The sequence below is a fragment of the Spirosoma arboris genome (assembly GCF_009754945.1).
In the GTDB taxonomy this organism is placed as follows: domain Bacteria; phylum Bacteroidota; class Bacteroidia; order Cytophagales; family Spirosomataceae; genus Spirosoma; species Spirosoma arboris.
This window is the reverse complement of sequence record NZ_WPIN01000026.1, coordinates 1-15,341: the sequence shown is the minus strand read 5'-3', so window position 1 is coordinate 15,341 and position 15,341 is coordinate 1. Positions and strand designations below refer to the sequence as shown.

At 47.1% G+C, this 15,341-nt stretch carries 13 protein-coding genes; 6 read left to right on the top strand and 7 right to left on the bottom strand.

Annotation, left to right across the window (positions count from 1 at the left end):
• The first annotated feature begins 21 nt into the window (after nucleotides 1–21).
• Nucleotides 22–1,281, top strand: a complete 1,260-nt coding sequence (locus tag GO755_RS37225) for a DUF4249 domain-containing protein (protein ID WP_157590521.1) — start codon at nucleotides 22–24, stop codon at nucleotides 1,279–1,281.
• A 33-nt stretch (nucleotides 1,282–1,314) separates the two neighbouring features.
• Here GO755_RS37225 and GO755_RS37220 read toward each other — a convergent pair whose 3' ends face one another.
• The 3 genes from GO755_RS37220 to GO755_RS37210 form a co-directional block, all read right to left on the bottom strand.
• Nucleotides 1,315–2,247 (bottom strand): NADP-dependent oxidoreductase, encoded by a 933-nt coding sequence (locus GO755_RS37220; protein WP_157590520.1) that lies wholly within the window; start codon nucleotides 2,245–2,247, stop codon nucleotides 1,315–1,317.
• 118 nt (nucleotides 2,248–2,365) lie between these two features.
• Entirely contained in the window at nucleotides 2,366–2,839 is a 474-nt protein-coding gene (locus GO755_RS37215; protein WP_157590519.1) for a Dps family protein, read from the bottom strand.
• Between the two features lie 132 nt (nucleotides 2,840–2,971).
• The gene (locus GO755_RS37210; protein ID WP_157590518.1) at nucleotides 2,972–5,263 is read right to left on the bottom strand and encodes a GH92 family glycosyl hydrolase; all 2,292 of its coding nucleotides are present in this window, start codon (nucleotides 5,261–5,263) and stop codon (nucleotides 2,972–2,974) included.
• A gap of 573 nt (nucleotides 5,264–5,836) precedes the next feature.
• Between GO755_RS37210 and GO755_RS37205 the strand changes: the two genes are divergently transcribed.
• Both GO755_RS37205 and GO755_RS37200 read left to right on the top strand, forming a co-directional pair.
• Entirely contained in the window at nucleotides 5,837–8,314 is a 2,478-nt protein-coding gene (locus tag GO755_RS37205) for a sialate O-acetylesterase (RefSeq protein ID WP_157590517.1), read from the top strand.
• A 93-nt stretch (nucleotides 8,315–8,407) separates the two neighbouring features.
• Nucleotides 8,408–8,863 carry a RidA family protein gene (locus tag GO755_RS37200; RefSeq protein WP_157590516.1) on the top strand — a complete coding sequence of 152 codons (456 nt, stop codon included), beginning with the start codon at nucleotides 8,408–8,410 and terminating at the stop codon, nucleotides 8,861–8,863.
• Between the two features lie 38 nt (nucleotides 8,864–8,901).
• Here the strand turns inward: GO755_RS37200 and GO755_RS37195 are convergent, their stop codons facing one another.
• Together GO755_RS37195 and GO755_RS37190 are read right to left on the bottom strand one after the other, a co-directional pair.
• Nucleotides 8,902–9,516 carry a 2,3-bisphosphoglycerate-dependent phosphoglycerate mutase gene (locus GO755_RS37195; protein WP_157590515.1) on the bottom strand — a complete coding sequence of 205 codons (615 nt, stop codon included), beginning with the start codon at nucleotides 9,514–9,516 and terminating at the stop codon, nucleotides 8,902–8,904.
• A gap of 66 nt (nucleotides 9,517–9,582) precedes the next feature.
• Nucleotides 9,583–10,998, bottom strand: coding sequence for an enolase C-terminal domain-like protein (locus GO755_RS37190; RefSeq protein WP_157590514.1), 1,416 nt, complete (start codon nucleotides 10,996–10,998; stop codon nucleotides 9,583–9,585).
• A 116-nt stretch (nucleotides 10,999–11,114) separates the two neighbouring features.
• Here GO755_RS37190 and GO755_RS37185 point away from each other — a divergent pair, with 116 nt between their 5' ends.
• The 3 genes from GO755_RS37185 (at nucleotide 11,115) to GO755_RS37175 (ending at nucleotide 14,793) form a co-directional block, all read left to right on the top strand.
• Entirely contained in the window at nucleotides 11,115–11,888 is a 774-nt protein-coding gene (locus GO755_RS37185; RefSeq protein ID WP_157590513.1) for an HpcH/HpaI aldolase family protein, read from the top strand.
• A 104-nt stretch (nucleotides 11,889–11,992) separates the two neighbouring features.
• Nucleotides 11,993–13,438: a GntP family permease gene (locus GO755_RS37180; RefSeq protein WP_157590512.1), complete on the top strand. Its 1,446-nt coding sequence runs from the start codon at nucleotides 11,993–11,995 to the stop codon at nucleotides 13,436–13,438.
• A gap of 50 nt (nucleotides 13,439–13,488) precedes the next feature.
• Nucleotides 13,489–14,793: an enolase C-terminal domain-like protein gene (locus GO755_RS37175; protein WP_157590511.1), complete on the top strand. Its 1,305-nt coding sequence runs from the start codon at nucleotides 13,489–13,491 to the stop codon at nucleotides 14,791–14,793.
• Between the two features lie 71 nt (nucleotides 14,794–14,864).
• Here the strand turns inward: GO755_RS37175 and GO755_RS41105 are convergent, their stop codons facing one another.
• Both GO755_RS41105 and GO755_RS37170 read right to left on the bottom strand, forming a co-directional pair.
• Nucleotides 14,865–15,005 (bottom strand): hypothetical protein, encoded by a 141-nt coding sequence (locus tag GO755_RS41105; protein ID WP_198175048.1) that lies wholly within the window; start codon nucleotides 15,003–15,005, stop codon nucleotides 14,865–14,867.
• Nucleotides 15,006–15,049: 44 nt separating this feature from the next.
• Nucleotides 15,050–15,341, bottom strand: a 292-nt coding sequence (locus tag GO755_RS37170; RefSeq protein WP_157590510.1) for a T9SS type A sorting domain-containing protein, incomplete at its 5' end; no start/stop codon positions are given.

Below are 15,341 nucleotides of genomic sequence, written 5' to 3'. Positions count from 1 at the left end.
GTTAATAGAAACAACCTCCTTATGCCTACCTATTTTTATAAAATTTACCTGTTGTCTCTGCTGGTCATACTAGCCGTGGTTCCATTGGCCTGTGTTGATCCCGAAGACCTTTACCTTTTCGGGACAGTGGATGTTATTGTGGTCGATGGCACAATCAACAATCTGGCAGAACCACAGGCAATTCTGCTCAACCGTTCCAAAGCTGACCGGATCACCGGGCGATTTGGTAGCATACCCATTACAAAAGCACTCGTTGAGGTAGTGGTTGATTCAGCGCAGGTGATTGCCTGTCACGAAACGATAAATGGCACTTATCAGTTACCCAGCGATTTTAAGGGACAGGTCGGTCATGCCTATCAATTGCGATTTACGCTCAGTGATGGCACCCGCTATGTATCGACTCAACAGATTATGCAGGCTGTACCGCCTATTGACAACATAAAGTCCCAATTCAATTTAACGAGCTTATCGACCAAAATAAATGGAATTTACCCGGCTGCTCATGACCTGTTGATTGACTTTAAAGATCCTGTTGATCAGCATAACTATTATCGCTGGGATTGGAAGTTGTGGGAGAAACAGGATTGGTGCAAAAGCTGCGTTCAGGGCGAATATGCTCAGTACACTATTATAGGAAAAGGCGTAGGTACGAATTGTTATGTAGGTAATAATCAGCTGTATGAAGATTGTTACTCACCACCAGAGATATCAATGCCCCAGTATAATTATGGCGGCCAGAACCTCTATTTTGTCTACGATTATAACTGCCGGACTCAATGCTGGGAAATCCTTTATAGTCACGAGATCAATGTGTTCGATGATAAATTTAGTAATGGTGGCTCTATTGAGAAACGACGGGTTGCTCAAATTCCTTTTTATCAGCCGGAGGGCTGTTTAGTTGAGATTCGGCAGCTATCCTTAACGGCCGATGCCTACCGATTCTTCCTGTTATTTCAGCAACAGACACAAAATACCGGGGGCATCACCGACACCCCCCCGGCAGCCCTCGTCGGAAATGTTCATAACGTAGCGAATGCCAGCGAAAAAGTAGCCGGGTATTTTACGGCTTCGGCAATTTTTGCAGAACGCTACTGGATCGATCGCAAAGATGCTACGGGTACATTTCCAGGTTTGTTCCAGGCACTCAATGGTCGACCACCTACACCTGAACCCGATAATGCTGTGTTTTGTATTGCTGCTCTTCCGCTTCGCCCACCTAAGGCAATCTGCGCCCCCAGCGATAGCAAAACGCCTTACAAACCGGATGGATGGCAGGATTGACTATAGAAGAAGCCGCGTTGGTGAGTGATAAACCTAAAACGTCAGGACAATCTTCCCCGTTGTTCGGCGGCTTTCTAATTGTTGATGCGCATCGGCGATTTGGTCAGCGGGGAGCACCTGGTTAACTGTAATTTTCAGCTTTCCGTCGGCAATGATCTGGTTGATCGTTTCAAGATCACGGCCACTGGTATGCACCTGCGTCCGTTCTGCCTTGATATCGGGTCGGATAGCCAGAACTTTATCCATAGCGCCATACGCTATTGAGATCAGATGACCATTGGGTTTGAGAACCTTTGCCGAAGTGAAAACGGTATCGGCACCAGCTGCATCGAACACAAGATCGACATCACTCACTGCTTTTTCGACATCAGTTGTTGTGTAATCAATAAATTCATCGACACCCAGCGATCGGACAAATGCTTCGTTTTTGCCCGAAGCAGTGCCAATCACATAAGCACCAATGGCTTTTGCCAGTTGAACCGCCAGGTGGCCAACTCCGCCCGATGCGGCCTGAACCAGTAATTTCTCACCCGCTTTAAGATGCCCATGTTCGGTCAATGCCTGCCAGGCTGTCAGTACGGCTAAGGGAGTGGCTGCCGCTTCTTCGAATGATAGTTGGGTTGGCTTATGGGCAAGATTATCAGCTGGAGCGGCAACATACTCGGCATAGGTATTCCCCGGCTTGGGAAAATTAACCATGCCATAGACCGCATCGCCCACGTTAAACGTCGTTACGTTGCTGCCCGTTTCAACAACTTCGCCAGCCATATCCCAGCCCAGAATGATTGGATGCGTATAACTTTGAGCATAGGGAGCTACGCCGGTGCGCGTTTTAAAATCGGCCGGATTTACGCCAAACGCGCTGACTTTTACCAGAACTTCATCGGGCGTAATTGTTGGGGTGGGTACTTCCTGAATAGCGAAGTTCTCGACGCCACCCCAATTACTTAAAACAATGGCTTTCATTGACTTAAAGTTAGTTTATGCCTTGTCATTGATCGTTGGTAGCAATTGCACAAAGAATCAATGACATCTTAAATAAGCTAGGCCGTTCTTTACGTGAACGGCCTAGTATCAATTCTGTTTATTTAATGTGTGCCCGAAGCATCCAGGCAATTTTTTCATGTTTTTCCATTAGCCCGGTGATGTAATCGCTCGTTCCGGCATCCTTATGGGCATCGGCAAACTCGTTAATGTTTCCACGAATCGATTCAATAATGCTTTCGTGGTCGCTCAACAGTTTTTTGATTAAGCTCCGACTATCATTGCCTTCTTCCTCCTGTTCTGTAAGCTGGGTTAATTGCAGGAAATTTTTCAGAGTAGCGGGTGCGTAGTGACCCAACTGACGGATACGCTCCGCTACACTATCGACGATCTCCGCCGACTGATTGTACAATTCCTCAAAGTAGAGGTGAACCGAATGAAAGTCCATTCCCTCCAGATTCCAGTGTGCGTTAAGGGTTTTTGTGTAGAGCACAAATTCATCGGCCAATAACTTCGCCAGCTGATGCGCGACTACTTCTCTGTTTTCGGCTGAAATGCCAATACTTGTTTTCATTTGAGTAGTTAAAAATGGTGAACTGTACTATTTATAATGCCTGGAGAACACACGAAATGGGCTATGAAATTCCCTTATTTAGCTGCATTTCGTTAAACTGATTTTGTGGATTCTATCGATATCTATACTCGCTTACTTCGTATTCCCGGTTGAAAATGAATAGGGAAATTCATCTGGCTTGATACCTCGTTGTCGGTTAGGCGTCGCCGACATATCGAAGTCGAGAACGGCTCCCTGCGCTAATGCCTGATGGCTAAGCCAATTTTTCGTATAGGGCTTACCGTTCAGCCGCATTGCGTTGATATAGCGATGCTGTTCGCTGTTGGTTGGCGCCTTGATCACCAGCTCTTTGCCGTTTTCTAGTTTCGCCGTTATCTTTTTAAATAAGGGAGCGCCAATAACATATTGGTCTGTTGCTGGACAAACGGGATAAAATCCCATAGCCGTAAATACATACCAGGCTGATGTCTGCCCATTGTCTTCATCGCCACAATACCCATCGGCCGTTGGCAGATAGAGCCGATTCATGACTTCTCGGAGCCAGTATTGGGCTTTCCAGGGCTCACCAGCGTAATTATACAGGTAAATCATATGCTGAATCGGCTGGTTGCCATGCGCATACTGGCCCATGTTGGCAATCTGCATTTCCCGAATTTCGTGAATGACACTGCCATAATAGGTCTCGTCGTACACGGGTGGAATGGTGAAAACGGAGTCGAGTTTCGTAACAAACTGTTGCCGGCCCCCCATCAGATTTATCAAACCCTGCACATCGTGAAAGACCGACCAGGTATAGTGCCAGCTGTTACCCTCCGTAAAAGCGTCGCCCCATTTGAACGGGTTAAATGGTGACTGAAAAGATCCATCTTTATTTCTGCCGCGCATTAAACCTGTCTGTTTATCGAACAGGTTCCGGTAATTCTGACTCCGTTTGGCAAACCGATCAATCTCGGCCTGAGGGCGTTTCAGGGCTTTTGCCAACTGATAAATTGTGAAATCATCATAGGCGTATTCCAGCGTTCGGGCTGCATTTTCATTGATTTTAACATCGTAAGGCACATACCCTAACGTGTTGTAATAACTGGCGCCCCGACGGCCAACCGCATCCATTGGGCCTTCCTGTTCCGAATTTTTCAATATGGCTTCATATAACGTATTGATGTCGTAACCACGGCTCCCTTTCAGGTACGCATCGGCAATAATGGACGCCGAATTGGAACCGATCATGGTGTTGCGCAGACCCGGACTCGCCCATTCTGGCAACCAACCACCTTCTTTATACGCATTGACTAAACCTTCCTGAATCTGTGCATTCAGCGATGGGTACATTAGGTTCAGGAAGGGAAATAACGAGCGGAAAGTATCCCAGAAACCAGTGTCTGTGAATAGATAGCCGGGCATCACCTGACCATTATAAGGACTGTAATGCACCACTTTCTTCGTAGCATCCAGTTCATAAAACTTCCGGGGGAATAGGAGCGACCGATACAGGCAGGAATAAAACGTTTGCTTTTGAGCCACAGAGCCACCTTCAACTCGGATTCGTCCGAGCTCTTTATTCCAGGCCAGCTTTGCTTTCTGTTTAATCGTATCGAGCGGATCGTTGCCCAATTCTTTTAGATTCAGTTCTGCCTGCTCAACACTAATAAATGACGAGGCTACTCTGGCAAGAACCTGCTCACCTTTGGTTGTTTTAAATCCGACAACGGCCCCAGCGTGATCCGATTTAGTTTCCAGCGAATCGGTCGTTATCGTTTTCTCGTGCCAGACCTGCGCCGTTGCGAAAGGCTTGTCGAAATAAATGACAAAATAGTTTTTAAAATTGGCTGGTACACCGCCATTGTTTCGGGTTGTATAGCCAATAATCTTGCGCTCTTTCGGGATGATTTTTACGTACGATCCTTTGTCAAAGGCATCAAGTACGACAAACGAATGATCGGTTTTGGGGAAAGTAAACCGAAACGTAGCCGCTCGTTCGGTAGGAGCCAGTTCGGTTGTAATGTCATGATCGGCCAGATAGACGCTGTAGTAATAAGGAGTTGCTATTTCCGATTTATGCGAGTACCAACTGGCACGTTCGGTTTCATCGATTCGGAGTTTCCCGGTTATGGGCATTAGCGAAAACTGGCCGTAGTCGTTCATCCAGGGCGATGGCTGATGCGTTTGTTTAAACCCCCGAATCTTGTCAGCCGCGTAAGTATACGCCCAACCGTCACCCATTTTACCCGTCTGCGGCATCCAGAAATTCATCCCCCACGGCAACGCGATAGCTGGGTAGGTATTTCCATTCGATAAACTGGGCTTTGAATCTGTTCCAATTAAGGGATTCACCATCGCAACCAGATCGGATAATGTAGCTACCGGTTGAGCATATACGTTAATAGATAGTACTACCAAAAAAAGCAAATACAGTGTTTTTTTCATGGGGTCGGTGTCAATTGATTCGTTGTTTCTCCGGTCGATCGTCAGCGAATTGATGGCTAAACTACGGTGAAGAGAAACGTTGGTTATAGGGGAGGTTTCGGGGGTAAATTTAACTGGAATTCTGCCGTCGAAACAAATTCAAAAATTGACTTCGAAAACGGTATAACGATTGGACGAGTCAGAACAAGGATGCTTTGTTGTAAGTATCGAAAAAAGCAAAATTCGCCTGCTAAGAGGCTACCTACATTTCTTAAGAACAGTATTGGCTTTACCTCCAATCCCTTTCTTTGATGTGAACTTTTTCTGCTTTTTGTGGAAATTAAGTGTATGTAATTGAAAATATGTAAAATAAAAATTGTGTAAACGGTAGTTTACTTCTATTTTTGAAAGGCCATTAATTACTAGTTGGCTACTCCCACACCTGTTGCTGAGCTAATTATACTTATTCACAACCCTGAATAAGTGTAAACTAGTCATGTCTTTATCTTGATAAATGAAAAATTGTTCAAATAAATATACTTTGGATTGTGTCGGTAAACTTGAATTTTAGTAAATGATAAACGCGTGTACAAGATGAATGTGAAATCGAATGTGGTGGTGTTTGTAACGCTTTTCTCTTTGCTATTGGGGTTAGGTCAGGCAGAGGCTCAAATCAAAATTACATTTCCCGTCAGCCGATTGGTTTTTCAGCGAGACAACAACAACCAGGCAACTGTGCAGATCGCCGGCAGCTATAGCCAAACCCTGGATGCGGTGGAGGTTCGTGCAGTAGCTCGCTCAGCTGGTCAGGGTACTACCACCGACTGGACTACCTTGCAGACAAATCCTACCAATGGCCAGTTTATGGGTACATTGCCCGTAAAGGGAGGATGGTATAAGTTGCTGGTACGAGGCCGTAGTGGCGGAGCAATCGTGGTCAATGATTCATTAGATCGTTTTGGGGTAGGAGAGGTGTTTGCCATTATGGGGCATTCCAATGCGCAGGGATCGGGCTGTACCGTAAATGGGGTAAACCAATGTCCCTCTATTAATGGGGCCAATGATGATCGAGTAACTGTCGTTTCGCTCGATCAAAACGGTAGCAATTTTCAGCAATATCTGACTACGGCAGATACCCGATACCTGCCAGGGCTGGCCTTCAGTCAGTTGCTTATTAACAGTGGTTTTTCTCCTTTTGCTAGTATTCCCTGGCTGTGGGGACATATGGGCGATGTACTAGTTCAACGAATCAATGTCCCGATAATGCTTTATAATGCTGGGTTTGGCGGAACGACGATGCAACAAACCTATTGGGCAGCCTACAATATACCTTTTCAGCATTCCTTTGTACGCTATGACCTGCGAATGCCTTACGCTAACCTGCGTAACCTGATGAATCTTTACGTACCCACCACCGGATTGCGGGCCGTATTGGTACAACATGGTGAAAATGATCGGGATAATCCAACGGATTCTACATCGAAGTATTATTACAAAGTTATTGATAAGGTACGAGCTGAATTTAATAAGCCTAACCTGGCCTGCATTGTCGCTTTATCGTCTTTCGTTGGAGCCCGCTTCGACAATGTTCGGGCAGCCCAGTTTCAGGTCATCAATACACCGGGTTACTTCGCTTTTCAGGGACCAGATCTGGATAATATAAATACACAGGCCGACCGACCCGACGGGATTCATTTTTCGCCCTCGGGCCAGAATAAAGCGGGTGATTCCTGGGCTAATGCCATTACAGACTCGTATCTGTCAACAATTTCGCCCTATAGCGCAGAATCTCAGCCAGTAGCCACCATAGCCTGTGCGACTTCAAATCAGCTTAAACTTACCCAACCAGACGGTTATCAATATACCTGGAGTACGGGGAGCACCAGCAATAGTTTGACTGTTGGTGACGGCATCTACACGGCGCGATTACTGAATGGTCAAAACAAAGTGTACTTCCCACCAGCGGTCGTTGTGCCAGCCAACGTTCAGCCAACGACTCCAACCATAACGTCCGATAATGGAACGCTCACGATCTGTCGAAGTACTGGACTAAAACTAACATCATCGTATACGGGTCCGAATCGATGGAGTACGAGTGCCACCTCACCTTCTGTTGTCGCCAGTACACCCGGCGTGTACAGTGTGCAGGCTCGGAATGCGGTTTATGGCTGTTTGTCCAATGCTGCTTCTCAAACGATCAGCCTTGCCTCGGCAGACCTTGACCTGGCGATACAGACTTCCCGACGGACAGTAGCACTTAACGATACACTCAGTTTATGGTTCATCGTGCAAAATAGAGGAGTTTGTGATGCGGGGAGCGTATCTATTCAAACCCGCCTTCCACCTAACTTATCGTTTGTTTCATCTACAGATAATCTAAGTGCATCCAGTAATGTAGTCGGTGGTACGATTAGTAATATAACCGCAGGTTTAACAACGGGTCGGCGGTATGTTGCCCGTCTGACTGCGCCGGGCACCTATATTGCCGCTGCCGAAATAATAGACTCTACCAACCCAATAATGGGCGTGACTCTGAACAACGGAACAGCCAATGGGGAGAAAGATGAAGCCCAGATCGATTTACGAACCACTGAATCGTCATCTACGATATACGTATCTCCTAACCCGAAGCAGGGGCCGTTGCCATCGGTTCAGTCGAGTCAGCCAACACCTGACCCCACGAAAGTTGATTTAAGCTTACTAATGCAAGCCAGCAGCCAGTCAATAAAAGTAGGACAACCCGTTAGTATTACACTCATCGTGACGAATCAGGGAGGTTTGGCAGCTACCAATGTAGTGCTAAACAATTTATTGCCGTCGGGTTTGCAGTTCGTGAGTTCGTCATCTGGAATGACGGTAAATGGATCGGTTGTTAAGGGTACGATTAGTCAGATACCAGTCGGTCAATCGGTTAGTCTGACATTCGTCGTTCAGGCAACTAGCAATGGAGTCTTCACGAATCAGGCTCAGATTATGACTATCGACCAGACTGATGCCGATTCAATACCGGGGAACGGTTACACGAATGGTGAGGACGATCAGGCCAGCAACTACCTGCGAACGGCTGGCTAGCCGGCGTATTAATGGGCTTGTCCATACTGATTATCCCATACCTGAATGAGCGATTTTATAGCACGTTACTAGACGACTTTATCCAATAAACTAATGAAATACCTTCGTAATTTTCTGTTCTGGCTTGCTCTGGCGTCGTGTAGTCAGGCTCAGCCACCGGCTCCGGCCAAAGTACCAAGTGGTTATCTATACAAAGTGGATACAGGCATTCCAGGCCAGACCGTGTATGTATGTGGGGAGCGCCCATTTAATGCCAACGGTGATTTGGTAGGCCCTGGTGATCTGAGTGCCCAGACCAAGCAGATACTTGAAAATATAAAGACTTCGCTGGCTACAGTGAGTATGAGTCTAAAGGATGTAACGCAGATAAAATATGCGGTTAAAGATGGAACAGGAACCACACTGGTGGGTGAGAATGCTACCCAACTATTGACATCTGTTCAGGCGTCTTACTTTACAACAGCACCAAAAATCGTTGAAATGAAAAACGTCACACAAACCGTTCGCGATGATGTGCTGATTGAAGTAGAAGTTATTGCTGTAAAATGATTGGTGACCCGTCTAGTTCATTGGCGGGCCATTCTTTATTACTTCGGTAGCAAGTGAAACTCGCCCGTTGTTTGGTCGTATTCGTACTGACGGGGAATGCCTGTGGCCAGTTCAATCTTTTCAATGTCGGCGGGGCTGATGTGCTCTAACTCCATAAGTAACGCTCGCAGACTGTTTCCATGAGCAACCACAAGTACCGCTTGTCCGGCCTGGAGATGTGGTAAAATCGTTGTTTTAAAATACGGGACTACTCGTGCATGCGTATCCGATAATCGCTCCCCATTGGGAGGCTGGTCTTCATAACCACGTCGCCACCGAAACACCTGCTCAGCTCCGAATTGTGCTTCGGCTTCGAGCTTATTCATGCCCTGTAAGTCGCCATACATGCGCTCATTTAAGGCTTCACTACGTTCAATAGGCAGATTGGTCTGACCAATCTCGTCCAGGATAATTGCCATTGTTTCAATAGCGCGCTGCAATACGGATGTAAAACCGATCCCGAAGTTTGGAGGCTGATGAGCCTTTAATAGCGCACCTGCTTCACGAGCCTCATGTCGCCCAAGGTCGGTAAGGGGCGTGTCAGTAGTACCCGTAAAGCGATTTTCTAAATTCCACTGAGATTGTCCGTGTCGGACGATGACGAAGAGAGGCATATACAGTAACTACCAATAAAATGGGGGAAGTGTTTGCAGAAAATCATCAAAACTAAAGGGAGATGATTAACTGAAGAGCTTTTCATAATGCGTTGATGGTGCAAAAATGCCGCCACTTTGCTCATAAAAGGATTGATCGGTGAGGTACACGCCTTTCTGGGGTTGGGTCCAGGAGGCACCTGCTTTGGGGTGGTAACTCATGAGTGTATCCCAGTTCTTAAAATATTGACGCCCGTTAGTTTCCTGTAAACCCACGGTCATACCTGGAAAGGAAGGTAGACGAGCGGCAACACATTTGTTCCAGTCGACCAGAATAGGATTGACAGTCAGGTCGGCGCAGAAGCAGGGGATCTTTTTTTCGAAGGCCAATTGAGTAATTTTCATCGTCATGCTTAAGGTTTTGGCGATGGCCTTCACGGCAATAGCTGAATATCCCTGCTCAATTCGCCGAGCTGCATCCTCCACCGTATGCGCACTTTCATCAGCCGCAACGCGGACACCCATGTCGCCTACAAAAACCTCGTTATTTTCGGCAAAAGGCTCTTCGATCACGGCAATCTGGTCGAAAGCGCCAATCTTTCGGGCATGATCCAGAAAACGAAGTAATGTTTCTTTCTTTTCATACCGGCCGTTGGCGTCGAAGTAATAAGGTATTTTGCCACTCTTCGTATAAGGGGTTTCGTAATGCCCAATTGCTTTATGAACAGCCGATAGAAAAGCGATGTCTTTCTCAATCATTTCCTGTTGCGTACCTGCCGAACCGGTTTTCAATTTCAGGATAAAATACCCTTCGTCGGCAGCTTTCTTAATCGTTTCCGCTGTTGTTCCCACGCTAAACGATGGAATACAGGCCACCTGATTATGATGGTATGACAAGCCCGGTTTATAAGCACCGGGAATCATCTGGTCGAAGTTAGCCATGTTGTTCTCCTGGGCGTATAAGAGCCAGGCTGCGTTATCGACACACACGAGAGAATTCAGGGCAAAGGTTTTTCGGAGGTCTGGGTTGCCCGTTATTTTTTTTCCGTAAGCCAGTACCTCGGGCAGGAGCGTATCAACTAATTCGACCGGATTCGTGAAGGAAGTTCCTTTTAGCAATTGGAGCGCATATTCACTCATGGCATACATAAGGGCATTTCCCGCACTTTCAGAATGGGCCGCGAAGACGGTTGAATCTGACCAGAGAACGCCTTGAGTTCCCAGTCCTATTTTATGAATACCTGATTCAGATTCAAGCCAGGCAATGGCTTGCCAACTATCAGTAATTGCACTTCCTTTAAACCGATATGGATTCAGTGGCTCTCGCTCAAAATTAGCGTTGACATTCCTGATCCGGATTTTGGCAAATGACTGCTTCTGGTTGATGGACTCGCTCGAACCAGGGGTAAATCCTGCCGTTCCCAAAGCTACCATCGACGAGCCGGCATAGGTTATAAAGTCCCGCCGAGTTACAGAGTTGAGTTCTCTTTTCAGGTTATTCATAGTACGCTTGATTGGTAAGTAAGGTGAATTTGAGCCAAATTGACTTATCCGGGCGGTCTCATCCCAAATCTGGTACGCTAAGAAGTAAAGCCACCCTATTCTCTCCTTTATCGTACATGAAAAACCTGAAGCAACGACTTAAGCAGGGCGAGACACTCAACGGGTGTTGGTTAAATCTGGGCAGTTCACTAACTGCTGAAATTGTTGGTCAGGCTGGATTCGACTGGGTATTGATCGATCTTGAACACGGAGCTGGTTCTGAAAGTGATGTACTAGGTCAGTTACAGGCACTTGAGCATACAGGAGCAGGTGCCATTGTGCGGGTAGAAAGTGCTGAAGGCCAGCGTATTCATCGCGTGTTGGATATGGGTGCTGAAGGAGTTATGTGTCCTAAAATCAGCAACCCAGAAGAGGCTCAAAAAGTAGTCAACGGCTTGCATTATCCCCCTTACGGCAATCGTGGAGTCGCTAAGATGGTTCGTGCTACTGGTTTTGCCCAGAATTTTACCCAGTACTATGAAGAAGCCAGAGAGACCATTTTGGGCGTAGTACAAATTGAAACCGTGGAGGTGCTAAATCATCTGGATGCCGTGGCAGCTATTGATGGCGTTGATGTGCTGTTCATCGGCCCAGCCGATCTGTCGATGGAGTTAGGCATATTTGGGCAGTTCGATCATCCTCGGTTTAAGGAAGCACTGCAAGAAACAGTCAACGCAGCACAGAAAGCTGGTAAATCAACGGGCATTCTGTTTTTTAACCCCAATGATTACCAAACCTATCACGACCTGGGAATTCGTCTAATTGCCTGCGGAGCCGACGCCACCTTTGTTGCCGATGGCGCTCGCAATCTGGCGCAGAAGCTGTCTGGTTTCAGAGCCGCATATAAATGAGTTTATGGTTTTATTGAGTGATTCGGCTGCACCCATGGGTACAACCGAATCACTCAATAAAACGCCAACCCACAACTATAAACCTCAACCGTATCCTCTCTCAAATGACTGACCCGCTTTTTATTTTAGCCGTAGGTGTATTAATCGTTGTGGGGGGAATCATTGGATTGAAACTACATCCGTTTCTGGCGCTTTTGCTAGGTGCATTCGCTGTGGCTTTACTGACACCAGCTTCGGCTATCGAACAATTTGCTTTGTCGAAGGGAACTGCACCAGCAGCAGCATTAGCATTAGCCAAAAAAGGCATTGGCGAACGGATTGCCACCGAATTTGGGAACACCTGTGGCAAAATAGGCATCCTGATTGCTATGGCTGCCATTATTGGGAAAAGCATGCTCGAGAGTGGAGCCGCTGAACGAATTATCCGATCTATGCTGCGGCTAACTGGTATTGAGAAGGCACCTATTGCCTTTTTGGTTAGTAGCTTTTTTCTGGGGATACCCGTGTTTTTTGATACAGTTATTTTTCTGATGATGCCCCTGGCCAAAGCCATGACGCTGCGAATCGGTAAAAATTATCTGTTACTGGTACTTTGCATTATGGCCGGCGCTGCTATGGCCAACTCACTGGTTCCTCCTGCGCCAGGGCCCTTATTTCTGGTCGGCGAAATGAAGATTCCAATTGGGATGATGATGATTGGAGGAACCATCGTAGGCCTTTTTACAATTACGGCAGGCTATTTTTTTGCCCTTTGGGCTAACCGTAAATGGCCTATACCGTTGAGGGACTCGCTGGATGCCCGACTGGAAGATCTCAAATTGGTCGCGGCTAAAGAAGACCGGCACCTGCCTTCGCTAGGGGTGTCATTACTGCCAGTGTTACTACCGCTTGTGTTTATTTGCGCTGATACTGCTCTCAATGCCCTGGCGACGCCGGGCGTACCTCTCAGTCAGTCACCTTTTTTAGTGAAACTACTGAGCTTGATCAAATTCTTTGGTGATAAGAACATCGCTATAATTATGGGAGGTATTGTCGCCTTATTGATACTAACCTGGCAAAAACGAGGCAGCAAAGAAGGGCTAACGCCTTTTGTGCAGGCAGCTCTCATGAGCGGAGGAGGTATTATATTAATAACCGCAGCAGGCGGAGCGTTTGGTGGTATGCTGCAACAGACGGGCATTAGCGCGAAAATTGCCGACATGACCAAAGATTATCAGATGGCGTTAATTCCACTGGCGTTTCTCATTGCCTCTGTTGTTCGTACGGCCCAGGGATCTGCTACGGTAGCCTTGATTACGGCTTCGGGAATTCTATCAGGAATGGCGGGAAATGCTAATCTGGCGTTTCATCCCTTATATCTGGGATTGGCAATTGGCTGTGGTTCAAAATTGGTTCCCTGGATGAATGACGCAGGTTTTTGGATTATTTGCAAGTTGAGCAACTTAACTGAGCAGGAAGCGTTAAAAACCATTTCACCATTGCTTGTGGTCATGGGCTTAACCGGTCTGGTTATCATACTGGTTGCTGCTCAATTGTTTCCATTAGTATAAGGCAGAACAGGTTGTAACATGATCTAAATTAAGTTGATATACTATACTCTATGCGCAACAAACCGGGTCCTCGAATTAAAGAAATCAGTATTACGCCCATTGCCATTGTCGATCCACCCCTGTTAAATGCGGCTGGTTTGCACGCGCCTTATGCACTTCGCACCATTGTCGAGTTAGTTACTGACGATGGCATTTCAGGTATTAGCGAAATTCCTGGTAACAGCGCTATCGATGCTGCCCTCCATGATTCCAGAGAGTTGCTTATTGGAAAGGACGTCTTTCAACTCAATGAAATTAGGCAAGTACTCGTCAACCGATTTGGGACAGAAACAGCCTCGCAACGGGGGGAGGCTCCCTGGGATCAGCGAAAGCTCGTTCACATTTTCAGCGCTATTGAAGTGGCCTGTATGGACATTATCGGTAAAGTGACTAATCGCCCAGTTGTCGATTTACTGGGTGGTAAACTGCGTGATCGTGTACCTTTTGCGGCTTATCTATTCTATAAATATGAAGGGGCAGGAGGGGAGCTAGGCTTCAATTCTGACCCAAATGCAGTGGGTTGGGCTGCTGCCCGCCAGGCCGCGGCTTTAGATCCCGTAGGCATTGTAGCACAGGCGAAGGCAATGTGCGCCGAGTTTGGCTTTCAGTCAATTAAGTTGAAGGGCGGAGTGTTCGAACCACAGCAGGAAGTTGACGCAATGGTTGCTTTATATGACGCATTCGGCCCTGATGTACCACTTCGTGTTGATCCTAATGCGCTGTGGACGGTTGAAACAGCTATAAAGTATGGCAAAAAGATGGAGTCTATCCTCGAATATCTGGAGGACCCTGTCCGAGGACAGGAAAACATGGCAAAGGTACGGCAGGCTGTGAAGACGCCCCTGGCTACTAATATGTGTACCACGTCATTTGACGATATTCCTGGTAGTATTGCCCTTGGCTCGGAGGATATTATTCTGAGTGATCATCATTTTTGGGGGGGGCTACGTTCATCCATAACGCTGGCAGGTATCTGCGCTACTTTCAAACGAGGATTGTCGATGCACTCCAACAGTCACTTGGGTATTTCGCTAGCGGCTATGGTGCATCTGGGAGCGGCTCTTCCGGAAGTACCTTATGCATTGGATACCCACTACCCCTGGCAGTCTGATGAAGTCATCACAGCTGGCCGCTTCAAGTTTGAAGAGGGTTCTGTACTGGTTCCTTCTGAACCTGGACTGGGAGTTGAATTAGATCGGGTCACGCTGGCAAAACTACATCAAAATTACCTGGATTGTGGTTTAACGAAGCGGGATGATGAAATCGAAATGCAGAAAGTGCAACCGGGGTGGACGTTTCAGTCAGTTCGCTGGTAAGGGACAGGGAATAAAAAAGCGTAGCTTGCCTGTTGGCAAGCTACGCTAGCATAAAGTGACTTCGCCAGTATTTATAAGTGGCCGCCAAATGTGTCCGTGTTCGACCCTGTCTTCAGTGTCAGTTTCTGGACATTACCCAGCGACTTCACGCGTGGGCTTTGGTACGCCTTTTTAGGCGAACTTGGCAATATATGGTTAGACTTTGTGTTCATCTGTCAAGGAATTAAATGTTGTGAAATCAGGAGTGGATTAGATCCTATTCAACCACCAAGCGATGCTTGCGGGTTTGGCCACGCTCGTCTACCGTCAGAATGTACACCCCACTCGAGAGCTTGCCCGTTACTTTCAGCAACAGATTGCCCGACTCAACGCCCAACTTCTGAACCGGCATCGAACGACCATCTACCCCGTAGAAATTCACCAGGGCCGTCTCGGGCTCATCCAGACTCAGACGAAACTGCTGATCATTCACCACTGGATTAGGATACACCCCATAAGCTCCCTCTCGCAACACGACTGATACCGCCGGGAAAACCGTGGCCTTGCCA